The following is a 22,923-nucleotide window of genomic DNA, read 5'->3' on the forward strand; positions in this document are numbered from 1 at the left end:
AGCTGGAGTAGCTGGAGTAGCTGGAGTAGCTGGAGTAGCTGGAGTAGCTGGAGTAGCTGGAGTAGCTGGAGTAGCTGGAGTAGCTGGAGTAGCTGGAGTAGCTGGAGTAGCTGGAGTAGCTGGAGTAGCTGGAGTAGCTGGAGTAGCTGGAGTAGCTGGAGTAGCTGGAGTAGCTGAAGTAGCTGAAGTAGCTGAAGTAGCTGGAGTAGCGGAGTAGCTGGAGTAGCTGGAGTAGCTGGAACGATTCCCTATGCCCACGCATGCTCACTAATGATCGTTATAATTCCTTATAGGGCCTACTTCTCTGTTGCCTTCACAGCAGCGAACACCACATCCAGACCACACTAAATTACGAATAAAGTTTCCCATAATCACGGGAACCGTGGTATCCTAATTCTTGCCGCATTCTTTTGACAAAAGCTGTCGCAGCGCGTACCATTCAATATAGAATGAAAGGAGAGGGTCACCTTGAATTGGCTCGGATCATTGCAGCAGTTGGGCAGAGCCATAATGCTTCCTACCATGGTGCTTCCGGCGGCCGCCATCCTGCTTAGTCTGGGCAGCTTACCGTGGTCTGCATGGGGACTTTCTTCGGTATCCGAAGTGACTACATATGCGGGGCAGGGAATATTTTATTTCATGCCTTATTTGTTTGCTGTCGGCGTAGCGTGGGGGTTATCCAATCAGGCCGGACCGGCTGGGCTGGCTGCACTGGCTGGAATGTTCACTTATGACCGGATTGTTACCCATATGGGGAACGGGGATGTTCAGCCTGCTACATTAATCGGAATCATACTCGGGATTGTCGCCGGCGTGGCGCATAACCGGTTTAAAAATATCAAGCTTCCAGAAGCCATACAATTCTTCGGAGGTTCGCGGTTTGTCCTGCTGTTCATGGGCCTGTTCTCAGCCTTATTTGCTTGGGTGATGCTCGGCGTTTCTCCGCTGCTTCAGCAAGGGCTGGACGTGCTTTTCCGGGATATACAGGCGACCGGCGGATATGGCGTGTTCGTCTACGGGGTGCTTTACAGGGTGCTTACGGCCTTTGGCCTCCATCATATTTTAAATAATTTGTTCTGGTTTCAGCTGGGGAGCTTTGCTACTCCTGACGGCAACGCGGTCGTCCAGGGGGATTTGCCGCGGTTTTTTGCGGGAGATCCTACTGCGGGCATCTTTATGGCCGGACTTTTTCCGATCATGATGTTCGCATTGCCGGCGATTGCCTTAGCTATTATTCAGGAAGCGCGGGAGGATTTGAAGCCGAAGATCCGCAAAACTTTTTTGCGTGCCGCAATGGTCTGCTTTTTGACCGGCGTGTCGGAGCAAATTGAGTTCGCTTTCCTGTTCGCTTCGCCATATTTATTCGCGCTGCACGTAGTCATGTCCGGTCTTGCAATGGTGCTGACCTACTCACTTGGCATCCATCATGGATTCTCTTATTCGGCGGGGGTCATTGACTTTATCCTCAACCTGCATCTGTCGCAGCGCGCCTGGCTGCTGATCCCGATCGGGATCGGTTATGGGGTTGTGTATTATAATGTCTTCCGCTGGGCGATCCGCCGTTTCCAGATTCCGACACCGGGGCGTGAGGAAGGCTCTGAACTGGGCGACTGGGCAGGGAATATCCCGTATCAGGCTCCGCTTATTCTGGAGGCGCTGGGGGGCAAAGAGAACATCGTACAAGTTCAGGCTTGCATCACCCGTTTAAGATTAACGGTGCATAATGACCGATTCATTGATACCGGGGCGCTCAAGGGATTGGGCTCGGCCGGAATTATAAAGCTGGGCGGCGGGAACGTGCAGGTGGTATTCGGCACCTACTCAGAGCTGATCCGTGAGGAGATTGACAAGCTGATGCTTCGTGATCTGCCGCAGGTGCTGTTCAGTTCTCCAATGCAGGGCCGAATGATGCCGATTGAGGAAGTGCCGGACCATATTTTTGCCGCGAAGCTGGTTGGGGACGGGGTGGCCTTTTTCCCGGACAAAGGGGAGCTGGTCTCACCCGTGTTTGGCAAGGTGATGCACGTATACCCTACAATGCACGCAGTGGGCATCTCAACGCCCGAAGGGCTGGAAGTGCTTATGCATATCGGGATCGACACTTCACAGCTTAAGGGGCCGTTTGAGGCGCTTGTGCAGGAAGGGGACAGTGTGGAGCCGGGCCAGTTGCTGGTGAGATTCGATCTTACCTTTTTGCGTGAACATGCGGCTTCGCTTGCTACACCGATGGTGATTACCAACCCTGACCGTGTGAAATCCTGGAGCTATGCTCCATTTAAAACTGTGAAAAAGGGGCAATCGTCCGTAATGTCCGTGGTATTACATGAAAGCAATGTTGGAGGGATTGAAGCATGATACAAGGCATAGGCGCTGCAGCAGGTGTTGCCATCGGGAAGGCCTTTGTCTTGCCGAACTGGGAATGGAGCCTGCCGGATACGCAGGTAAATCCGGTGGATCTGGCCAAGGAATTTGAGCGTTTATACGAAGGAATCCGCACCTCGAAAGATGAAATTGAGTTTATCAAAAGAGAATTCAGGGAAGTCGTGGGGCCGGAGGAATCGAGTATTTTTGACGCCCATCTGGCAATTCTGGATGATCCCGTGTTCATGAGTGAAATCCGTGGCATTATCGAACGCCAATACAAGGCGGCTGAAGTGGCGGTCAAGGAAGCCATTGACCATTTTGTAGCGATGTTTGATCTGCTGGACGATGAATATATGAAAGAGCGGGCAGTTGATATCAAGGATGTCGGCAACCGTCTGCTGAAGCATTTGCTGGGTGCACCTGAGGTAACTCTGCCGTCTGATACACAGCCCTATATACTGGTGGCGAAGGAGTTATCTCCCTCTCAGTTGGTTCATTTGAATCCGGTCTATGTGCTGGGAATTGTCACCATGATGGGCGGCAAAACTTCCCATTCCTCCATAATGGCCCGGGCGCTTGGGATTCCGCTGGTGGCTGGCTTGGAGAACAAACTGCCCAATCCGATTCAGACCGGAGATCTGCTGGTGCTCGACGGTGAAACCGGGATTCTGCAGCTTCATCCGGATGAGCTAACGGTAAGAGACTACGCAGCAAGACGCGATAAGCAGCAGCGTAAGAAAGAACAGCTGGAGCTGCTTGCTACAGTGGAGGCCATTACCAAAGACGGTGTATCTCTGCGGCTGGCCGGTAATATCAGCTCGGTCAAAGAGCTGGATATGGCCCTGAAGTACGGAGCGGAGGGGGTTGGTTTGTTCCGTACGGAATTTTTGTACATGGACCGCCATTCCTTTCCGACAGAAGAAGAGCAGTTTGAGGTCTATAAGCTTGTCGCCGAGAAGGTTGGCAGCAACACCGTTGTAATCCGTACCTTGGATATCGGGGGAGACAAGCATCTGGATTATTTCCAGCTTCCTGACGAGCAGAACCCATTCCTGGGCTACCGCGCCATCCGGATCAGTCTCGACCGCAAAGATATGTTCAAAACACAGCTGACTGCGATCCTGCGTGCCAGCCACTACGGCAATGTGAAGATGATGTTCCCGATGATTTCTTCCGTAGAAGAAGTACAAGCTGCCAAAGCAGTGCTGAACGAGGTCAAGGCAGAGCTGGACGAGCAAGGCATTCCGTATAACCGCAATGTACCGGTAGGCATTATGATTGAGGTTCCGGCTGCCGTTATGATCGCGGATCTGCTGGCGGAAGAAGTGGACTTTTTCAGCATTGGGACAAATGATCTGGTGCAATATGTGCTGGCTGTTGACCGGATGAATGAACAGATCGCCCATATGTATCACCCTTATCATCCAGCGGTATTGCGCATGATTCGTATGACAGTGGAAGCTGCACGGCAAGTAGGCATCGGTGTGAGTATCTGCGGTGAAATGGCTGCCGATGAACGGTCTCTGCCGCTCTGGCTGGAGCTGGGAATCAGCGAGCTGAGTATGTCGCCGCAGGCGCTGCTCCGGGTGAAGCACCGTACACTGAACACACTGGCGTCGGAAGCCAGAGAGATGGCCAAAGCATGTTTCCGGCACCGTACCAGTCTACAGACAGAAGAGATGCTAAGCACATTTGCAGGACGGAGCGGCCTATCGCTGAATGCGGGTGTAGATCCGAAAGAGAAGACATCCTAGTCTTTGGCAATCAGAATAATATTCGATAAAGTGAAGGGTCCGGCGAACGCGCCGGGCTTTTTGCGTTACTGGTCTTGAACCGCCATTTATAAAAAAAGTAAAACCGTTTTTCCCTTGGGAGAGTCAGTATAGATGAAAGTATAAAAAGGCGCTTTTTGAGGCTGCTGTATGAGGGAGGCAAAGTAAGCGGAGAATGGAAAATCTAATGGAGTCTGAACGGGTCCAGTTTGGTGATGAGAGTGGACAGGCTTTTATCCGGCTCGTATCAGAGCAGAAGAAAATACTATACGGGATCGCTTTCAGTTACTTCCGCAGTGAGTCAGATGCACTCGAAATGCTGCAGGAAGCTACGTACCGGGCGTGGAGCAAACGGAAAAGTCTCAAAGATCCGGAACGGTTTGCACCTTGGGTGACACGAATTCTGATCAACTGCTGCAACGATGAACTGAAGCGGAGAAAACGGTTAGTTTCCGTAGAGCCTGCGAATGCAGGCAGTACTGGAGTGATGGAAATGACCAGTGACCGCAAGCTGGACATGGAGCAGGCCCTCGACAGTGTGAAATTGAAATACCGTCAGGTGCTTGTACTGAAATATTACCGTGATATGACACTTACAGAGATTGCTGAAGTGCTCGGCAAGCCGGAGGGGACGGTCAAGACCTGGCTGAATAAGGGCTTAAAGCAGCTGCGTGACCAAATGAAAGGGGGACTTGTACATGGCCGGTAGCGAGGAGAATTTGCTGAAGGAATATTTTGACGGGTTGTCTGGGCAGGTAGAGGAGATATCGGAGATCAAATTGAATGCGGCGATACGCAGCGGGATGTCTGGACCCCGAAGTTACCGTATATCTGCAGGCAAGCGGTATTCGATCGGTATAGCAGCGGTATTGGCAATTGTGATATTGTTTGCCTTCCCTTGGATCGGTAAGCAGGCAGAGCCGCAAAATGCCCAGAGTCCGCTGGTATCAGCCCAGAGCAGCAATGCATTTGAGGCATACCGTAAAGTGGCAAGCGGCAATATTACGGTATCGTCGGCAATCGATGCGGGATTAGTACAGCGCATCAGCGGTGCTTCAGCACAGCAGAATGGGTACGTGCTAACGGTGGATGGGATCGCCGCCGACCGCAAGGGAATCCTCATATTGTATTCGCTGCAAAACAATACGAGCCGTAAGTCGCAGGTGAACCGTCTGCAGCTTGCGGGTGAAGGATATTCAGCCGTGAACTATCCTAACGGGTGGTCTCCTAAAGATGTGCAGCCAGGTATTACCCTCGGTTATGAGGTATTGCAGTGGGGTGGCGATTTTAGGTCACTGCCTGATCAGATCACATTCGAACTGAATCTTGGTGAGAAGACAAAAACAGCTACTTCAAGTGGAGTAAAGCCTTTGGCACAACTGTCTGTACCGATCACCCTTGATCACGATAAAATGGCCAAAACAGGAGAACTCATCCATGTAGACCGTACTCTGACCATTGCAGGACAAGAGGTCGATGTCAATGAGGTATACATTTCAACAACCGGTATTTATGTGGAAGAGGAGTATAATCCGCAGAATTCAAAGCAAATCTTCGGACTGCTTAATCCCAGAATGTTATTAGGCAGTGAAGATCAATTTATGAGTCTAAGTTCATTCCGTACACTAGTTGTAGAAGGCAAGAAGAGTCTGGTATTTGCAAATGATAACAATTCCAAGCAGCCGCTCAGACTGCAGATTGACGGAATTCATGCGCTAGCCAAGGATGCAACGGAATTGATTATCGACACAGAAAAGCAGCAGATTATTAAAGCACCCGATAAAAATTTAAAAGTCTCCGTAAACAGTACTGCAGAAGGTTCCACCATGATTCTGGAATATTATACACCGTTGCCAACGACCAGATTTTCTGATTCAATTATTCTGTTATTAGACGATGAGTTTAAGGATGCCTCAGGCCAGGTGTACTCCACTATTATGTCCGATATCAGTATTCCGGCGCGCAAGGAGTCATCAGACAAGGCGGCCTTACCGCCAACATTGTATTATTATGCTTTAGGCAAAGCTAAGCTTCCTCAGCCATTGACATTCACTTTGAACGGCTACCCGAATCCGCTGAAGGAAACGGTATCCCTCTCCATCCGCAAATAGCTGCCTTAACGCGGCAACAAGCCCTGCACCTCGGTAAGTTGAGAGGCAGGGCTTATTATCTTTGTGAAGAGATTGCTTTCAGCTTATTCTCCGGCTAGTGCATCGCAGAAGGCTTTGCCGTAAGGCGGCAGATCCGGCGGCCGGCGGGCAGAGATAATATGCCCGTCAGTAACCACGGGCTCATCTTTCCAGATGGCGCCGGCATTTTCCATGTCATCACGGATACCGGGCGTAGAAGTAACGGTTACGCCTTCCAGGATTTTGGCTGAAATCAGCACCCAGCCTGCATGGCAGATTTGGCCGATCGGCTTCTTGGCTTCATTGAAATCCTGTACCAGCTTTAGTACCGCGCTGTAACGGCGGATCTTATCGGGCGCCCAGCCTCCCGGTACCAGAATGCCGTCGTAATTGGCTGCGCTCAGCTCATCCCAGGAATATTCAGCTGTGGCGGGAACTCCGTATTTGCCGACATAAGTTTTGTCCTTTGTTAGGCCTGCCAGATGCACCTCGGCTCCTTCTTCTCTTACCCGGTATACGGGATACCAGAGCTCCAAATCTTCGAATTCATCGTCTACAAGTGCGATGACCTTTTTACCGGCCAGTCTCATGTTCAGCAGCTCCTTTCAGGAATGTGATTCTTGTCCTGTACATTCTATCAAATTTGAAATATGAAGTCATCTTAAGGCATTGAAAACACTGGATTAATTACCAAATAAATCTTTATATGCAAATCAGCAGGGATTATGGAGAGAGAGGTCGAATATAGCTATTGAAAAGGCGGACTCTCGTGTTGTTTCAATATTATTCCTGAGGTGTGGGAGATGAAAAAAGACAATCTGGTAAAGAAGACATGCGGCTGCGGCGGAGTTATGACTATACATATGCATACATTGATTTATAGCGGTAAGATAAAGATTACCCATGTTCCGGTCTACACCTGCGGAGTATGTGCCCGTTACGAACCCTTGCCCTTTATCAAACGGGATCTGGGCGAATTGATCGGTGAGATGGGGGAGCATCCTGCCAAGCTCCATCTTTCTCTTGCTGACAGAAATGAATGGGCCAATGTGCTGAAGGAAACTTTTTCCACGGGCTTTTTCCACGGCGGTATCTCTGAGCTGGAAGAGAGCATCCGCTCGGCTATTCAAAGCCGTATTGATCTGTTGCTTGATGTCTATCGTGTTGCCGGGGATCTGGCTGACCTGAAATGGATGGAAGAAACGGCTCAAAGATTGTCACAATTGACGTTACAATGTACAAAAAGCGCTAAATGAAAAAGTTTTTCTGCAAAATCATTGAAAATTTTTCACGAATGTTGGATTTTTCACGCGCTTTTTGTTACGATAGTACTAGGTTAGTTGAATTGTGGCTGTGCGGATGAGAACTATTGCTGATTTTCAAACCTCCCTTGCTGCTGATATTTCAGTTTTGCGAGTGGAGAGCTATATTGAAGCATTAGTGAATACAGCCCGCGTCAGGATGATGTGTTCAGCCTTTGAAAGAATTTTGAAAGGAAAATGAAGCGTTATCATTGCACAATTGTACAAAGTGTCGTATCATAATTTTAATTAGTCGAACGATAAAATTTATCGCAATGGAGAGAGTAATTTGACGGTAACCATTTACGATGTAGCTCGAGAAGCAGGCGTATCTATGGCTACGGTATCACGGGTTGTGAATAATAACCCCAATGTGAAACCGCAGACTCGGAAGAAGGTTTTTGAAGCGATTGAGCGTTTGGGCTATCGTCCAAATGCCGTGGCGAGAGGACTCGCCAGCAAGAAAACGACAACTGTTGGGGTTGTCATCCCCGATATCTCAAACTCGATTTTTGCTGAAATTGCACGCGGGATTGAAGATATCGCCAATATGTATCATTACAATATTATCCTGTGTAACGCAGACAAGCGCAAAGAGAAGGAAATCCGGATCATCAACACCCTGCTTGAGAAACAAGTGGACGGGCTGCTCTTCATGGGCGGAACAGTGACGGAAGAACATATCCAAGCCTTCCAGACTTCTGCCGTACCGATTGTTCTTTGCGCAACGCGTGATGAGAAGGGAACCTATCCTTCAGTTGATATCGATCATGAGAATGCTGCATTTGACGCTGTCAACACACTTATCCGCCACGGTCATCGTGAGATTGCAATGATCAGCGGAACGCTGCAGGATCCTGCAAACGGTTATGCACGTTTCCATGGCTATAAGAAAGCACTGGAAGCTGCAGGTATTGAGTATCAGGAGGATCTCGTGCGAATCGGTAATTACCGGTACGAATCCGGTGTCGAAGCCATGAAGTACTTCCTGGGCCTTAAGAAGAAACCAACTGCGATCTTTGCCGCAACAGATGAAATGGCAATTGGCGCCATTCACAGCATACAGGATGAAGGCCTTAAGGTGCCGGATGATTTCTCGATCATCAGTGTGGATAACATCCGCATGGCTTCGATGGTTCGCCCTCTATTAACGACTGTAGCCCAGCCAATGTATGACCTGGGTGCGGTAGCTATGAGACTGCTCACGAAGCTGATGAAGAAGGAAACCGTTGAGAATCCACGCGTCATTCTGCCGCATGAAACGATTCTCCGCTTGTCCGTCAATCATGTAAACAAATAATACAGGCTTACAAGTTGCATATAAGATCATAAAAAGCTCCTTTTGGGGCTTTTTATGCTGTATGCATATATTTAATGATCAGGAGGAGTACCGATGAGTGAAGTGTTCGGATTAATCGGAGCCATGGATGAAGAAATTAAACTGCTGCTGGAGAGTATGGACAATAGGGTGACAACGGTTAAGGCAGGCATAAAGTATTACACAGGAACGGTGTTTGGCAAATCGGCAGTGTTGTGCAAATCAGGGGTAGGCAAAGTTAACGCGGCGGTCACGACGCAAATTCTGCTGGACACCTTCGGCGTCTCGCGGGTATTATTCACAGGAGTAGCCGGTGCAGTTCATCCAGGACTGAACATCGGTGATATCGTGATTTCTTCGCAGTGTATTCAGCATGATATGGATGTATCTGCATTGGGATACCCCAGAGGGGTTATTCCTTATCAGGAGATTTCCGCCTTTCCGGCAGATCAAACACTGGTGCAGCTTGCTGAACAAGCCTGTCATGACCTTAAGCAGCAATCGGTGACCGGAGTTGTGTTGTCCGGTGATCAATTTATAGCCAGTGCGGAGTTGGTCGCCAAGCTGCGGCTGGAGCTGAACGGCGCCTGCGCCGAGATGGAAGGGGCTGCTGTTGCACAGGTGTGTTTCATGAATGAAATCCCCTTTGTCATCCTCCGTTCAATGTCAGATAAGGCTGACGGATCGGCGAATGTCAATTACCACGAATTCACAGTAGAGGCTTCCGAGCGTTCCCATGCCATACTTGAATATATGCTGAAGGCAATGTGATCAGGCAGGGCAGGTTATTCTAGTACATAAAGCGCTGTCTGAAGCGCACTCTGTCAAAGGTTTCCTGAGACGACATCGGAACTTCCCGTCCGATACGGACCATAAGGCAGTTGGCCGGATGAGAGCAGATTTCCGGATCATCCGTAGCATACCATACCATATCTACGGTTTTCATCAGCTTCTCCATCATTTTCCGGTAGGCCCATACATCAAGCCCGCTGCCTTTCAGGTCCCAGTGCCAGTAATATTCCGTGGTGTATACGATGCAGTTCTCCAACTGTTCCCGCTCAAAGGCGGTGGAAATCAACAGCTTGCCAAGCCCGCTCCCTCTATACCCGTTAGCCACCTCTACAGCCCCCAGCTCAATGAGATCCATCATTCCCCCCTGTGACCAAAGCTCCAATTCATCCGGATAGTGAAAGGTTACATAGCCTATAACAGTTTGGTTCTCGACAGCGGCGATCACCCGCCCCTCAGGCAGTCCTGCGATGTCTATGAGCGCTTCCAGCTGTTCGCTTGGTTTGCGGAAGGCATCCAGATCAGGATGCATAAGCAGGCCCTCCAGCAGGCTTGGAGATAAAGGTCCACTGACTGTAATGTTCTTGCTGTTATATACAAAGGTATGGGAAACGCGGATTTTGCGGTGCTCCATGAATGGGCTCCCTTCGCTTAACTAAAATATGGAATGTAACCGCTTGCTGTGATATACTAATTCCGACATAAAAACTTCACATTTAATACATTGACAGGATTTTGATGGAAATCAATCTCGCCCTTAAAGCTTAAATCAAACGAGTAAGGGAGGCAAGAGTAATGGGGCAAGTCCACAGCGAAATTTTGCCGGGCCGCGTGCAAAACGCAAATATGGCGGATTATTCCCAGGCAGTCAGCGAATTCCGGTGGGAGGATGTAGAGAGGGACTTCTCCTGGTATAGTACCGGCAAGGTGAATATGGCCCATGAAGCCGTGGACCGTCATGTGCAGGAAGGCCGTGGGGCGTCAACCGCCTTACTTTACAGCGATTCGTCGAGAGAGGAAAGATATACCTTTTCCGATTTGCAGGAACGCTCGAACCGGTTCGGTAACGTTCTGCGCAAGCACGGCATTGGTAAAGGAGACCGCGTGTTTATTTTTATGCCGCGGAAGCCGGAGCTGTATTTCAGTCTGCTGGGTATTCTTAAGATCGGAGCAGTGGCTGGTCCGCTATTCGAGGCATTTATGGAAACGGCGGTTAAGGACCGGCTTGAGGACAGCGGCGCAGTGGCGCTGGTGACTACACCGGAGCTCCTACACCGGGTGAAGCAGAGTGAGCTGCCGGAACTGCGCCATATTATTGTTGTCGGCGGTGCAACCGATGTGGAGCAGGGGATATTGGGCTTTGAACAAGAGATGGTGGCAGCTTCAGCTGAACTTGAGCCCGAGTGGCTCAGTTTGGATGACGGGCTGATTATGCATTACACCTCGGGTTCCACAGGTAAACCCAAAGGTGTCTATCATGTACAAAGAGCAATGATCCAACACTATTATAGCGGCAAAATCGTACTGGACCTGCAGCCTGACGATGTCTATTGGTGTACGGCTGATCCAGGCTGGGTCACCGGCACTTCTTATGGCATCTTTGCCCCTTGGCTGAACGGAGTAACCAATGTCGTGCGGGGCGGGCGTTTCAGCCCGCAGGACTGGTACAAGACGATTGAGCGTTTCGCCGTTACTGTATGGTACAGTGCCCCTACCGCTTTCCGCATGCTGATGGGAGCAGGGGAGGCTAGCCTGGAGGGCATCGACCTAAGCAGCCTGCGCCATGTGCTGTCCGTAGGGGAGCCGTTAAATCCGGAAGTTGTCCGCTGGGGTGACAAATTCTATCATCAGCGCATTCATGATACGTGGTGGATGACAGAGACAGGCGCGCAGTTAATCTGCAATTACCCGCGGATGGATATTAAGCCGGGTTCCATGGGACGTCCGCTGCCGGGCATTGAAGCAGCGATATTGGACGACAGGGGCAATGTACTGCCGCCTTATTCCATGGGAAATCTTGCGATTCGAACCCCTTGGCCGTCCATGATGGGCGCCATTTGGAACAATAAGGCCAAATACGACGAGTATTTCCGGATTCCCGGATGGTATATCTCGGGTGACTCAGCCTACATGGATGAGGATGGTTATTTTTGGTTCCAGGGCCGGATAGATGATGTAATCAATTCCTCTGGTGAACGGATTGGTCCATTTGAGGTGGAGAGCAAGCTGGTAGAGCATCCGGCGGTAGCCGAGGCTGGGGTCATCGGCAAACCTGATGTGCTGCGGGGAGAGATCATCAAGGCGTTTATTTCCTTACGGGAAGGTTATTATCCGACCACGGAGCTTAAGGAAGAGATCGCCGCTTTTGTCAAAGCCGGTTTATCTGCTCATGCAGCGCCCCGGGAGATCGAATTCAAAGATAAGCTGCCCAAGACACGCTCCGGCAAAATTATGCGCCGGGTGCTGAAAGCCTGGGAGCTGCATCTGCCTGAAGGGGATTTGTCGACCATTGAGGACTAAGCCATGCGGCAGCATAACAAAAAACACCGTTTCCCGCGAATCCGCGGAAACGGTGTTTTTGCTGTTCTGTATGGATCGCCTCAGGCAATCCGCTATTGCGGTTATTGTCCGTTGCCGGTAGCATTTCCTCCGGCAGCGTTACTTCCACTTCCGCTGTCAAGAGGTATCTCCGTTCCGTTCACTGGCGGAACGATGATCATGCCGGGATCTTCGGTGGCACCCGGTATAATCTCCCCTTCCGGCGTTGGTTCTGTCCCCGGCAGTTCTGTCGGAGCAGGCGTCGCTTCGGGAGTCGGGGTAGCACCTCCGGCTACACTGCCGGAAGCTGACTCATGATCGGCCACATCAACGGCAGCCACGTAGAAGGCGGCATTCACACTGGAAGGTGTGCCTGACGAGAAAGCGTTGCCTTCACCGGCTGAAAGCACAAGCTGTTTCTTGAATGGGCCTCCGTTCATGGAACGGTACAGCCGGTAGCCTACAACGTCTGATGAGCTGCTAGGCGTAAAGCTGATTATGGCTTTGCCGCTGTTGTAGGACACGCTTACTTCGCCTGGAGCAGCAGGAGCCGTACCGTCGTCGACACGCGGATCCACCTCGGTCGGGAAATCGGTTTTGGCATCAGCCGGCATATAATATGACAAATCCTTGTGCTCTTTCATTGCAGGGAAAGCGGCGAGCAGCTCCTTGACCAGATCCTGAATCGGCTTCTCGCGTTTCACCACGATCTTCTCCTTCAGGAAATCCTCAGGGGTTCCTTCCAGCGGAATATAATTCACGCCTTTGTATGTGATGTATTTAGCTTTGGATATACCATCATCACTTTCCGTCGGTACATACTTGGCATTGAACATGTCTGTAGTAAACTTGTCGGTTAAAGAGGTAGGCAGCTTGCCGCTGTACGCCGAAACCGTCTTTTTGACGATGCCGTCAGGCTTACTGAACTCTTTCGTTACGAACAGCTCAGGCCGCTTGTCAATAACCGCATTCATGACCTTGGTCCATAACGTCTGGGCCTGCCGTTTCTGGGCATCTCCCTGGAGCGTATTGATCTGCTCCTTATAGCCAACCCACATTCCGAGAGTGACATCCGGTGAATAGCCCATAAACCACACATCGCCGTAATTCTGGGTAGAACCAGTCTTGCCGACAATAGGTACGTCCTTGAAGTGTTTATAATTCTTTCTGACAGTGCTGGCAGTTCCGTCGGTAATGACTGTGCGCAGCATATCCGTCATGAGGTATGCCGTCTGTTTGGAGTAGACCTGCTCCGGATTGACCTTATGCTGGTAAACGACTTTTCCTTCCGAATCGACGATCTTCTCGATCATATAGGCATCGGTAAAAGCGCCATTGTTCGCGATGGAGGAGTAGGCATTGGTCAGTTCCTCGACAGATACACCATAACGCAGACCGCCGATTACGCCGGTTTTTGCACTGTAGTCTTCATCCTGGATGGTCGTAATCCCCAGCTTCTTGGAAAAAGCCCAGGCGTCTTCGATGCCAACCTTCTCATTAAACAGCTTGAGCGCAGGAATGTTCAAAGACTTGTTAAGCGCATAGCGGGCGGTAACCAGACCCTGATAACGGTTGTTGGCATTCTTCGGGATGTGGAATCCCTTGGAACCATCCTTCAATATGATTGGAGCATCGTCGAGGATGCCGGCAGGCTGGATCAGACCCGCATCAAGTGCAGGCAGATAAGCAGCAATCGGCTTCATGGTCGAGCCCGGCTGACGGACCATCTGCGTAGCATAGTTCATCTGTTCAATGTTGAAGTCCCGGCCTTCGATCATCCCCAGGATGGCTCCGGTCTTGTTCTCAATCATCATCCCGGCTGTCTGTTCCTTGCCTCTGGCCTTGCTGTCTTTTGTGAAATTATCACTGTTCTCGGAGATGCTGTGCATAGCGCTGTATACTTTTTTGTCAATCGTAGTGTATACACGGTATCCGCCGGTCATTAGCTTCTGACGGGCTTCCTCCAGAAGCACTGTGTCTTCTGCCGGACTCGTGGTATCTTTCGCTTTTTTCTTGTCTTCGTTGATCGACAGTAGGATCTCTGCCGCCTTGCGTTCGGTTTCCAGCATCAAGTAAGGGAATGTAGCATAGGCCTTCTTAGAATGCGGTGCCAGAGAGCCTTTGATGTCAAAGAGGCGCGCTTCATCATACTGGGAGGAAGTGATTTTGTTCTCCTCCAGCATCCGCCGCAGTACGAGCTGCTGGCGCTCCATGGCTCTGTTAAAGGCCGTCTCGTTGAATTCACCCACTCCGTTAAATGCGGAATACTTGGAAGGAAGCTGGGGCAGACCGGCCAAATAGGCAGCTTGCGCAACATTCAGCTTCTCCAGGTCCTCCACACCGAAGATGCCCTTGGATGCGGCTTTGATACCGAACACATTATAACCGTTGGAGCCGTTCCCAAAGGGAACCTTATTGAGATATGCGGTAATAATTTCCTGTTTGGATAAAAAACGTTCAAGCCGCAGGGAGAGCAGGATTTCCTTCACTTTGCGGTCTTCCGTACGGTCCAGATTCAGAAATACACGTCTTGCGAGCTGCTGGGTAAGCGTACTGCCCCCGGTCTGGACCGATTCGTTGAGCAGCTTCTGCTTGACGGCACGAAGGGTACTGCTGAAATCCACTCCTTTATGGTCATAGAAGTTATTGTCCTCTATAGCGAGGACGGCATCAATCACAAGCTGTGGAATATCGTTGAATTCAATTAGCCTGCGGTCTTCTTCGGTGCGAAGCTGACCGATCGGTTGCCCATCCCGGAAATAGGCAAACCCGGTGACGGCGTTCAAGCTGACTTGCTGCTGAATCAATTCTTCGGTGCGCACAGGATCATCTTTCACAATGGAAGTTATGTAGCCTGCCAAGGCACCACCAGCAAACAGAATGCCTAGTATGCCGAGTATAAACATCCACTTTACGACTGAACCGAACCTGCGGAGCCAGGATCTTCGGGGTGGATGCTGTTTTACGGTCTTCTTTTTGTTCTCCTCAACCATCGACGATAATCCTCCTTTTAACGGAACTATTATAGCACAATTTGGCGTATTTGAATGCGCTTCTGCCTGAAAGTCGAATTCATGAGGTGTTGACTTTTTAAAAGGTCCTATGGTATAAGTTTACTCAATTGGATATTCGAAAAGCGTGGAAAGGCATCAGTAGAAGGAAAGCCATGTGTTTCAGAGAGCCGGTGGGTGGTGCGAACCGGCAGCAGGCCCCTTTGAATTACAGTCTGGAGCTGTCCGGAGGAACTACAAGCGCATTTCGCTTGTTCAGTAGTCCTGGACCGGGTGCAAGCCCGTTATGGCAATGAAGTGAAAGAGAATGCTTGTGCTCCGGCACGGCAAATCTTTAATTAGGGTGGTACCGCGAGCCTCTTACTCGTCCCTTGGGATGAATGAGAGGCTCTTTTTGCGTTCTTTGGATTGATTAGTGTTGAAAAACTGGGAGGAATAAGGAAATGACTTGGGAAGAGCTTTCAATCAGCCAACAGCAGGAAGTCGAGCGTCAGATGGAAGTGATCACGCGCGGTGCCGTGGAAATAGTGCCAGAGGGGGAAATGAAGCGCAAAGTGATCCAATCCGTTGCTGCGGGTATTCCGCTAAACATCAAACTGGGTCTTGATCCGTCGGCGCCGGATATTCATGTGGGACACACTATTGTGATTCATAAGCTGCGCCAGTTCCAGGAGCTCGGGCATCAGGTGCAGCTGGTCATCGGAGATTTCACCGGACGTATCGGGGATCCTACGGGCAAATCCGAGACACGGAGGCAGCTTAGCGAAGAAGATGTGCAGCGTAATGCCGAAACCTACAAGAAGCAGATTTTCAAGATTCTTGACCCGGAGAAAACAAAGATCTTCTGCAACTCGGAATGGCTCAGCCCGTTGTCCTTTTCAGATGTTGTAAATCTGGCGGCAAAAGTAACCGTAGCCCGGATGATGGAACGCGACGATTTCTCCAAACGCTTCCAGGGCGGTCAGGCCATCAGTATTCATGAATTTTTCTACCCGCTGATGCAAGGGATGGATTCCGTTGCTCTTAAGACCGACGTGGAGATTGGAGGCACGGACCAGAAGTTCAATGTGCTGATGGGCCGTACACTGCAGAAGGAATATGGCCTGGAACCGCAAGCTGTTATACTGATGCCGCTGCTGGAAGGAATCGACGGTGTGCAGAAGATGAGCAAGAGTCTGGGGAATTACATCGGCATTGATGAGGAGGCTAATGAAATCTATGGCAAGGCGATGTCCGTGCCGGACGAGGTGATGCTGAAATATTACGAAATGGCTACAGATATCAGCAATCAGGAGCTCGCTGCCTTGAAAGCGGGTCTGGCCGACGGGACGGCCCATCCACGGGATGTCAAAATGCGTCTTTCATATACATTAGTACGAATGTACCATGGAACAGCAGCCGCGGAGGCCGCGCAGCAGCACTTCATTACGGTGTTCCAGCAGCGTGCGCTCCCGGAGGATATTGAGACAATCGGCATACCGGCTAAAGAGCTGTTGAGCGGCACAATTAAGCTGGTCAAGCTGTTAACGCTGCTTGGTTTTGCAGGCTCCAAAGGCGAAGCTAAACGTTCGATCCAGCAGGGCTCAGTGAAGCTGAACGGGGTGAAGCAGGAGGATCCGAACGGGGAAATCCAGCCTCAGGAGGGCGACATTGTCCAGGTAGGCAAGCGGAAGTTTGCCAAATTAACATTAGCTTAGGGGTTATTTTGCATAATGCAGCCTAATCTGCCGAAGCTTTCATTACATAATTCTCTTTAGTTAACTCGTAGTCAACTGAAGATTGCAGTTCCCCGAGCTGATTTCTCCAGGAGTCATGATGAACCGCAACTTTGCGAAAGCCGAGCTTCTCATAGACATGCTGCGCCCTGTAGTTCTTGAGGTTGGTATCCAGAATGATTTTTTGAACCTCCAGCTGCTTAAACAGGGAGCTGATAAGCATAGTAAGAAACGCACTCCCAAATCCTTGATTATGGTGATTGAAATTGCAGATTTTAATACCAATCTCTGCACAGTGCCCGGCTAATATTCTGAAGTTCATTTCCCCAACGGGCACATCATCGATTTCCAGGATCAGGCGATGGTTGCAGCCGGTAGCATTCTGAAGCATCTCCAGAGTCTCTTGGACTGTAGTACCGAGACCTTCAGGATATCCGGCATGGGCCATGATCATTCCATCGTTCCACCAGTTGCACAAGGTTTGCGCATCGTTGGCAGTTGCTTCACGAATGACTAAATTATCTTTTAATAGATGCATTCAGGTTCCTCCGATTCAGTAGTTATCCTGAATTTACCACAGAAGCTAATTCAGAAGGAATGGAAAAGACTTGTTAAATAGAATTATCTCGCCTGGCACAAGAACATGCATACAAAAAAGCCTCCGGAATTCTCCGGAGGCTTTGCTTTGCATTCGCTGTTCGCGAAATCTTAACGGTTGTAGAACTCGACGATTTGTTTCTCATCGATGTCTTGGGAAAGCTCAGCGCGTTCTGGCAAACGGATGTATTTACCTTCGAAAGATCCGTCAGCATATTCCAGGTAAGCTGGAAGGTGGGAGCGGTTTTCCAAAGCTTCTTTGATAGAAGTCATAGCGCGGCTTCTTTCGCGAAGTCCGATAACGTCGCCCACGCTTACACGGTAAGAAGCGATGTCGACTTTTTTGCCGTTAACGGTTACGTGTCCGTGGGATACCAACTGACGTGCACCTGCACGGGAGTTAGCGAAACCAAGACGGTAAACCAGGTTGTCCAAGCGGCTTTCGAGCAGGAACATGAAGTTTTCGCCCGCGATACCTTGGATCTTTTGTGCTTTAGTGAAAAGAGTTTTAAACTGCTTTTCGCCCAAGCCGTACATGTGGCGCAGTTTTTGTTTTTCCAAAAGCTGCATTCCGTAGTTACTTACTTTTCTGCGTTGGTTAGCGCCATGCTGTCCTGGTGGGAAAGGGCGTTTCAGGTCTTTGCCTGTACCGCTAAGGGAAATGCCCAGACGGCGGCTGAGTTTGAATTTAGGTCCGGTGTAACGTGCCATGTTATAGTAGACTCCTTTATAGTTGAAATTTCATTGTAGGGCCTATTTGCGCCGCAATCCGTATCCGTGAAAGCGTCAAATGGTTTCACACTGCCAGGGAAGTTCAGCCGCTGCCCTGGCAGTAACGAAATGCGTAGAGGGTGACACAACGTTACGCCCAATTAAGACTTCTTACAGTCTTGTTCAACAATAAATATTATATGAAAACAACAGTTAAAGTCAAGTGCATCTTTAAGGAGATTTTGTCTATCTTTGTCGTTAGTTCTTTGGTCCTAAAAAAAATCCCTGAAATCAGGAAAATATAATGCAATACAGGAAAAAAGAGAGTAAAATATAGCTAATTAGATGTTATCGGAAGATTAATAATATGAGACGCAAAGGGGATCCGCTTATGTCAGTTCAGGAAGCATACGGCCGCAAAGACACTCGTATGCTGTTGCAGGACACTATGCAGTCAAGCGGAGATATGATAGATCCCGCCGCATGGCTCAGGGAAACGGATATTGTATCCTATGATTTCCCGTATGCAGCCAATTTGATTGCGGAAAGCTTCGCGGACTGGCGTGGACTGGCTGTTCCTCCCTTCGCGGAATCATGGAACTGGGGTCTGCTGGATTTTGAAGGGAAGTGGATTGAACCTTTAGACTCAGATTCCGGCAATATCCGAGAGGAGGGCTGGGATGCGCAATGGGCGGAAGCCGCAGGGCTAAGCCTGCTTTCCGGAGATGCCAATGCCGTCCCGGAGCAGAAGAACGGACAAGCTGTGTACCTTTTGACCTTGCCGGTGTTTACCCGAGGTCAACGGGAAATCTTTGCTCTGCTTGCCTGCTCCATGACTGCCGTGGAGTATGAGCAGGGCGGAAAGAATACGGCTGAAGCAATGGCCATGCATTTCCAGACCTGCTTTTACCGCAGGTTTGAGCATGTTTTTGTATCAGATCTAGCGGGAGTGTACCAGCATGCCGAGCGGGAGAGCATCCGCCGTTCGCTCCTGTTCCAGATTGTCCAGCGGATGCACGACAACATTGATGTCGATGCCGTGCTTACCGAGGTCATTGAGAGTATTGCCGCGATGTATCCGGGTGCCAGACTGGAGCTGTTTATGTCACAGGACCACCGCAGCACGCATCCGCAGGTAAAGCCGCTTCCGCTGCTTTGGGATAGTGATGATGTCTGCGCGCGTGCCTTCAAGGACGGCCGGGTAGCACTGCATGCCGGGCGCGAGGACAGTCAGCATGTGGAGGTCGGCCTCCCGCTCGGAGGGAAGCAAGGCGTATATGGTGTCTTTCATATGATTATGGATAAGCCGGTTTTCTCGGAGGTTGACCTGCGTTTCCTCTCGATGGTTGCCGATACGGCCGGGACAGCGTTTGAGAATGCCAAGCTGTATGAACGCTCCAACCAGCTTATTCGTGAATTGCGTATGAGCAATGAAATGACACAGCGTTTGAACCAAAGCCTGCGGTTGGGTGATATTTTTCAGTATGCCTTTGAAGAGCTGCTGGAGATGTTTGCTGCCGATTATTGCTGCATTCTGCATATGAATGAAGAGAAAGGCGGGCTGGAGGCGATTGCCTGCAATCATCTTCCGCTGCGCAATGAACTTATAGAAGTAGGGCAAGGGCTGGGAGGCAATGTCTACACTACAGGTGAGCCGATCATTTTGTCGGATTATTTAAATACGCCGGGACCCTCTTCGAAGCTCATGGACGCAACTCGCTCGCAGTCGCTGATTGCCACTCCCCTTAATGTAGGCGGAGAAGTACGCGGTGCTATTATGCTTGCCCACCGGGAACCGTATTTCTTTTCCTATGACAGCTTCAGGCTGCTGCAGGCGATGGCGGGCCACATCGGGCTTGCGGTAGGCAACGCCCGGCTGCATGCTGAGGTGCGGTTCCTGGCCAACCGTGATAGTCTCACCGGTCTTTATGCCCGCCATTACCTGGATGAGGAGATCAAGGAGAGGCAGACATCGGACTTCTGCGGCTCTTTGATTGTCGTTGATATTGATCAGTTTAAGACGGTCAACGATACCTACGGCCATCAGAAGGGCGACAAAATTCTGAAGCAGGTGAGCGAGATTGTGAAGTCCTCCATCCGCCAAGGCGATATCGCTGCCAGATGGGGCGGGGAGGAGCTGGCGGTCTATTTGCCGCAGCTGGGGGTGCAGCAGGCTTTTTATGTAGCCGAACGGATCCGCAAGCGGGTAATGGGTGAGACCGAGCCTCGTGTTACCGTATCCTGCGGCATCGCGGAATGGAGTTGGACAGATGAACGGGTGAGTGTAGAGTCGCTGTTCTACAGGGCCGATATGGCACTTTACGAAGCCAAGAACAACGGCCGCAATCAGGTTGTCATCGATACCAAGAAAGTGGATAGTACGGCAAAGAATCCTCTGGCCTGACGGCTGGGATTCTTTTTTTTGAAATACAGATCAAAGTATAAGCCCGGGCAGCAGGGGGAACCTATTATTAATTGTTCACCCGGGTACTTCTATTTGGCCTTGGCTCCGCCTCCGGGTGAATTTGTAGGAGCAACTACACTTGGACCGGAAAGGCTTGAACACGATGAAATTACCTTTATGGCGGCGCGAGGCGATTCTTGCTGTAGTTTTATCTTTATATTGCCTGCTATGCAGCGGCTGTGGTGCCATTTCGGATAAGCCGGCTGACCAGGAGCTGAGTCTCGTTCTGGCCGGGATGGATGGTACAGACGGGGTATCCTTTGAAGGTGCCGCTGCATTACTGCTGGGAGGGAAGCCGGTTGAGCAATCGGCGCTCTATTATGGTGGGAAGGTTGCAGATCACAACAAGGTAAGTCTGTATACTTTGCTGCCGGATGAGAATGGGAAGACCAAGGCAGCGGCTAAAGCTGGTCTGAAAAAGCTTGAACAGAGACAAACTCCCGAGGCATACTACACGCAATTGGAGAAAAAAGACGGGGAATGGACGATGCTGACCGGTGCTCCAGCAGCAAATGCCGGTAATCCGCTTCCTGCGCTCAATCCGCTGCTTCAGCTGGAAGAACTGGAGGGCAATGAGAAAAAGGTAACGAAGCGGGCAGGAGCCGCCAGAGGGACCAAAGAACTTCGGATCGAGCTGACCCCAGGAGAGGCAAGGAAACAGCTGTCTGCCGAACTGGAGAGAGAGATGCTGCTGATCCGTCCGTCCGGTGACAGCAAGCCACAGGAGGCCGCAGGCAAGCCTAAGCAGGTCAATGAGGCAATGATGGCATTATGGGAGCAGAAGGACGAGGAGCTGCGGCAGAGGCTCGAGCAAGCCGAAATTTCATCGGTGTATTATCTGAAGGTGGATGTGAAGCGCAATCTGCCCAAGCGGCTGACCTGGACCCGTAAGGTAAAATATCCAACTGCCGCCGGAAGTGACGCCGAAGAAACTTACATCACCAAAGTTGATTTTTATGGGTTCCGGTGAAGCAGAGCTGACTGACCATGAGATCTTGCGCTCTTTTGCGGGCGTGCTACAATAGAATAGTATGTTTATTTTTAGTGATGAGGAAGGAAGAGAGAAGAATGAAGGATCCAAGAATTCAGAAGCTTGCGGCAAACCTTGTAGGGTATTCCGTAAATGTGCAGCCGGGCGAGAACGTGCTCGTTGAAATGATCGGCAGCGAAAGAGATCTAATTAAAGCTGTTGTGGAGGAAGTCGGCAAAGCCGGAGGCAACGCATTCGTGCAGCTGACGGACCGGACTGTTCTGCGCAGCATGCTTCAATATGCTACCCGTGAGAGTCTGCAGACCTGGGCAGAGATTGATCTGAACCGGATGAAGCAAATGGATTGTTATATCGGTATCCGTGCAGGAGAGAATGTCAATGATCTGGCTGATGTGCCGGAAGAGAATATGAAGCTGTACAATTCCCTATATTCCCACCCGGTACATAGTGAACAACGCGTGAAGCACACCAAATGGGTGGTTCTGCGCTATCCTAATGCGAGCATGGCCCAACTGGCGAATACGACTACGGAAGCATTCGAAGACTTCTACTTCGAGGTGTGCAACCTGGATTATGCCAAAATGGACAAAGCACAGGATGCGCTTGCCGAGCTGATGCGTGCAACCGATAAGGTGCGTATCGCGGGACCGGGAACAGAGCTCACATTCTCCATTAAGGGTATCGGTGCAGAGAAATGCTCCGGCCAAAAAAACATTCCCGACGGCGAGGTTTACAGCGCTCCTGTTCGTGATTCCGTCAACGGCACGATCAGCTACAACGCTGCGACACTTTATAACGGTGTGACTTTTGAAAATGTGAAATTCAAATTCGAGAACGGCAAAATTGTCGAAGCGTCCAGCAATGATACGGTTCGCTTGAACGAAATTCTGGATTCCGACGACGGCGCACGCCATATCGGTGAATTTGCCATTGGCTTCAACCCCTACATTCTGCATCCGATGAAGGACATATTGTTCGATGAAAAAATCGCCGGAAGCTTGCATTTCACCCCGGGCCAGGCTTATGATGTGACTGATAATGGCAACCGCTCGTCCATTCACTGGGATCTGGTGCTGATTCAGCGTCCGGAGTACGGCGGCGGAGAAATCTATTTTGATGATGTGCTGATCCGCAAGGATGGTATCTTCGTTATTCCGGAACTTCAAGGTCTGAACCCGGAAAACCTGAAATAAGATGTAATAAAAAGAAAACACCTTGCGCGA

General features: G+C 50.3%; 18 protein-coding genes and 1 other annotated feature. Of the genes, 13 read left to right on the plus strand and 5 right to left on the minus strand.

All coding sequences use genetic code 11. The features are described from left to right. From ACAN56_RS07040 to ACAN56_RS07060, 5 genes are all read left to right on the plus strand, one after another. Nucleotides 1-217: hypothetical protein (locus ACAN56_RS07040; protein ID WP_379141580.1), on the plus strand; the 217-nt coding region annotated here is incomplete at its 5' end. Nucleotides 218-468: 251 nt separating this feature from the next. Next, nucleotides 469-2,355: a glucose PTS transporter subunit IIA gene (locus ACAN56_RS07045; RefSeq protein ID WP_379141583.1), complete on the plus strand. Its 1,887-nt coding sequence runs from the start codon at nt 469-471 to the stop codon at nt 2,353-2,355. Then, nucleotides 2,352-4,118: a phosphoenolpyruvate--protein phosphotransferase gene (gene ptsP / locus ACAN56_RS07050; RefSeq protein ID WP_038590450.1), complete on the plus strand. Its 1,767-nt coding sequence runs from the start codon at nt 2,352-2,354 to the stop codon at nt 4,116-4,118. Before ACAN56_RS07045 ends, ptsP begins: the two co-directional genes overlap by 4 nt. A gap of 205 nt (nt 4,119-4,323) precedes the next feature. Further along, a complete protein-coding gene (locus ACAN56_RS07055; RefSeq protein WP_379141587.1) occupies nt 4,324-4,845 on the plus strand; it encodes a sigma-70 family RNA polymerase sigma factor in 522 nt (173 codons plus the stop codon). Then, nucleotides 4,835-6,247 carry a DUF4179 domain-containing protein gene (locus tag ACAN56_RS07060; protein WP_379141590.1) on the plus strand — a complete coding sequence of 471 codons (1,413 nt, stop codon included), beginning with the start codon at nt 4,835-4,837 and terminating at the stop codon, nt 6,245-6,247. The genes ACAN56_RS07055 and ACAN56_RS07060 overlap by 11 nt, the downstream gene beginning before the upstream one ends. Before the next feature lie 83 nt (nt 6,248-6,330). On the opposite strand, the gene ACAN56_RS07065 is transcribed toward ACAN56_RS07060, so the two are convergent. Beyond that, complete coding sequence (locus tag ACAN56_RS07065) at nt 6,331-6,855, minus strand: type 1 glutamine amidotransferase domain-containing protein (protein WP_379141592.1); 525 nt, start codon at nt 6,853-6,855, stop codon at nt 6,331-6,333. A gap of 213 nt (nt 6,856-7,068) precedes the next feature. Here ACAN56_RS07065 and ACAN56_RS07070 point away from each other — a divergent pair, with 213 nt between their 5' ends. The 3 genes from ACAN56_RS07070 to ACAN56_RS07080 all read left to right on the plus strand — a co-directional run bounded on the left by ACAN56_RS07070 (nt 7,069) and on the right by ACAN56_RS07080 (nt 9,655). Then, nucleotides 7,069-7,521, plus strand: a complete 453-nt coding sequence (locus tag ACAN56_RS07070; protein ID WP_038590461.1) for a hypothetical protein — start codon at nt 7,069-7,071, stop codon at nt 7,519-7,521. Between the two features lie 334 nt (nt 7,522-7,855). After that, nucleotides 7,856-8,866: a catabolite control protein A gene (ccpA, locus tag ACAN56_RS07075; RefSeq protein WP_379141595.1), complete on the plus strand. Its 1,011-nt coding sequence runs from the start codon at nt 7,856-7,858 to the stop codon at nt 8,864-8,866. A gap of 93 nt (nt 8,867-8,959) precedes the next feature. Continuing rightward, nucleotides 8,960-9,655 carry a 5'-methylthioadenosine/adenosylhomocysteine nucleosidase gene (locus tag ACAN56_RS07080; protein WP_038590467.1) on the plus strand — a complete coding sequence of 232 codons (696 nt, stop codon included), beginning with the start codon at nt 8,960-8,962 and terminating at the stop codon, nt 9,653-9,655. A gap of 19 nt (nt 9,656-9,674) precedes the next feature. Here ACAN56_RS07080 and ACAN56_RS07085 read toward each other — a convergent pair whose 3' ends face one another. Next, complete coding sequence (locus ACAN56_RS07085; protein WP_038590470.1) at nt 9,675-10,307, minus strand: GNAT family N-acetyltransferase; 633 nt, start codon at nt 10,305-10,307, stop codon at nt 9,675-9,677. 161 nt (nt 10,308-10,468) lie between these two features. Between ACAN56_RS07085 and acsA the strand changes: the two genes are divergently transcribed. Next, nucleotides 10,469-12,193 carry an acetate--CoA ligase gene (gene acsA / locus ACAN56_RS07090; RefSeq protein ID WP_342439760.1) on the plus strand — a complete coding sequence of 575 codons (1,725 nt, stop codon included), beginning with the start codon at nt 10,469-10,471 and terminating at the stop codon, nt 12,191-12,193. Nucleotides 12,194-12,294: 101 nt separating this feature from the next. Here acsA and ACAN56_RS07095 read toward each other — a convergent pair whose 3' ends face one another. Then, nucleotides 12,295-15,204 carry a transglycosylase domain-containing protein gene (locus tag ACAN56_RS07095; RefSeq protein ID WP_379141600.1) on the minus strand — a complete coding sequence of 970 codons (2,910 nt, stop codon included), beginning with the start codon at nt 15,202-15,204 and terminating at the stop codon, nt 12,295-12,297. 137 nt (nt 15,205-15,341) lie between these two features. Then, nucleotides 15,342-15,597: a binding site (T-box leader), on the plus strand. 68 nt (nt 15,598-15,665) lie between these two features. On the opposite strand from ACAN56_RS07095, the gene tyrS reads away from it, so the two are divergent. Next, nucleotides 15,666-16,919 carry a tyrosine--tRNA ligase gene (gene tyrS, locus ACAN56_RS07100; protein ID WP_379141602.1) on the plus strand — a complete coding sequence of 418 codons (1,254 nt, stop codon included), beginning with the start codon at nt 15,666-15,668 and terminating at the stop codon, nt 16,917-16,919. 22 nt (nt 16,920-16,941) lie between these two features. Here the strand turns inward: tyrS and ACAN56_RS07105 are convergent, their stop codons facing one another. Both ACAN56_RS07105 and rpsD read right to left on the minus strand, forming a co-directional pair. Beyond that, entirely contained in the window at nt 16,942-17,475 is a 534-nt protein-coding gene (locus ACAN56_RS07105) for a GNAT family N-acetyltransferase (protein WP_379141606.1), read from the minus strand. A 170-nt stretch (nt 17,476-17,645) separates the two neighbouring features. Next, the gene (rpsD, locus tag ACAN56_RS07110; RefSeq protein ID WP_038590482.1) at nt 17,646-18,245 is read right to left on the minus strand and encodes a 30S ribosomal protein S4; all 600 of its coding nucleotides are present in this window, start codon (nt 18,243-18,245) and stop codon (nt 17,646-17,648) included. 391 nt (nt 18,246-18,636) lie between these two features. Here rpsD and ACAN56_RS07115 point away from each other — a divergent pair, with 391 nt between their 5' ends. From ACAN56_RS07115 to ACAN56_RS07125, 3 genes are all read left to right on the plus strand, one after another. Then, nucleotides 18,637-20,649 carry a sensor domain-containing diguanylate cyclase gene (locus ACAN56_RS07115; protein ID WP_379141610.1) on the plus strand — a complete coding sequence of 671 codons (2,013 nt, stop codon included), beginning with the start codon at nt 18,637-18,639 and terminating at the stop codon, nt 20,647-20,649. 139 nt (nt 20,650-20,788) lie between these two features. Further along, nucleotides 20,789-21,679 (plus strand): hypothetical protein, encoded by an 891-nt coding sequence (locus ACAN56_RS07120; protein WP_379141612.1) that lies wholly within the window; start codon nt 20,789-20,791, stop codon nt 21,677-21,679. Between the two features lie 98 nt (nt 21,680-21,777). Further along, nucleotides 21,778-22,893, plus strand: coding sequence for an aminopeptidase (locus tag ACAN56_RS07125; protein ID WP_038590487.1), 1,116 nt, complete (start codon nt 21,778-21,780; stop codon nt 22,891-22,893). The last annotated feature ends 30 nt before the right edge of the window (nt 22,894-22,923 follow it).

Source organism: Paenibacillus paludis, from assembly GCF_042610515.1.
Classification (GTDB): domain Bacteria; phylum Bacillota; class Bacilli; order Paenibacillales; family Paenibacillaceae; genus Paenibacillus_AQ.

Coding starts and splice junctions, on each gene's coding strand:
- ptsP (WP_038590450.1), top strand. CDS start 2,352: ATGATACAAGGCATAGGCGCTGCAGCAGGTGTTGCCATCGGGAAGGCC.
- ACAN56_RS07055 (WP_379141587.1), top strand. CDS start 4,324: ATGGAGTCTGAACGGGTCCAGTTTGGTGATGAGAGTGGACAGGCTTTT.
- ACAN56_RS07060 (WP_379141590.1), top strand. CDS start 4,835: ATGGCCGGTAGCGAGGAGAATTTGCTGAAGGAATATTTTGACGGGTTG.
- ACAN56_RS07065 (WP_379141592.1), bottom strand. CDS start 6,855: ATGAGACTGGCCGGTAAAAAGGTCATCGCACTTGTAGACGATGAATTC.
- ACAN56_RS07070 (WP_038590461.1), top strand. CDS start 7,069: ATGAAAAAAGACAATCTGGTAAAGAAGACATGCGGCTGCGGCGGAGTT.
- ACAN56_RS07080 (WP_038590467.1), top strand. CDS start 8,960: ATGAGTGAAGTGTTCGGATTAATCGGAGCCATGGATGAAGAAATTAAA.
- ACAN56_RS07085 (WP_038590470.1), bottom strand. CDS start 10,307: ATGGAGCACCGCAAAATCCGCGTTTCCCATACCTTTGTATATAACAGC.
- acsA (WP_342439760.1), top strand. CDS start 10,469: ATGGGGCAAGTCCACAGCGAAATTTTGCCGGGCCGCGTGCAAAACGCA.
- ACAN56_RS07095 (WP_379141600.1), bottom strand. CDS start 15,204: ATGGTTGAGGAGAACAAAAAGAAGACCGTAAAACAGCATCCACCCCGA.
- tyrS (WP_379141602.1), top strand. CDS start 15,666: ATGACTTGGGAAGAGCTTTCAATCAGCCAACAGCAGGAAGTCGAGCGT.
- ACAN56_RS07105 (WP_379141606.1), bottom strand. CDS start 17,475: ATGCATCTATTAAAAGATAATTTAGTCATTCGTGAAGCAACTGCCAAC.
- rpsD (WP_038590482.1), bottom strand. CDS start 18,245: ATGGCACGTTACACCGGACCTAAATTCAAACTCAGCCGCCGTCTGGGC.
- ACAN56_RS07115 (WP_379141610.1), top strand. CDS start 18,637: ATGTCAGTTCAGGAAGCATACGGCCGCAAAGACACTCGTATGCTGTTG.
- ACAN56_RS07125 (WP_038590487.1), top strand. CDS start 21,778: ATGAAGGATCCAAGAATTCAGAAGCTTGCGGCAAACCTTGTAGGGTAT.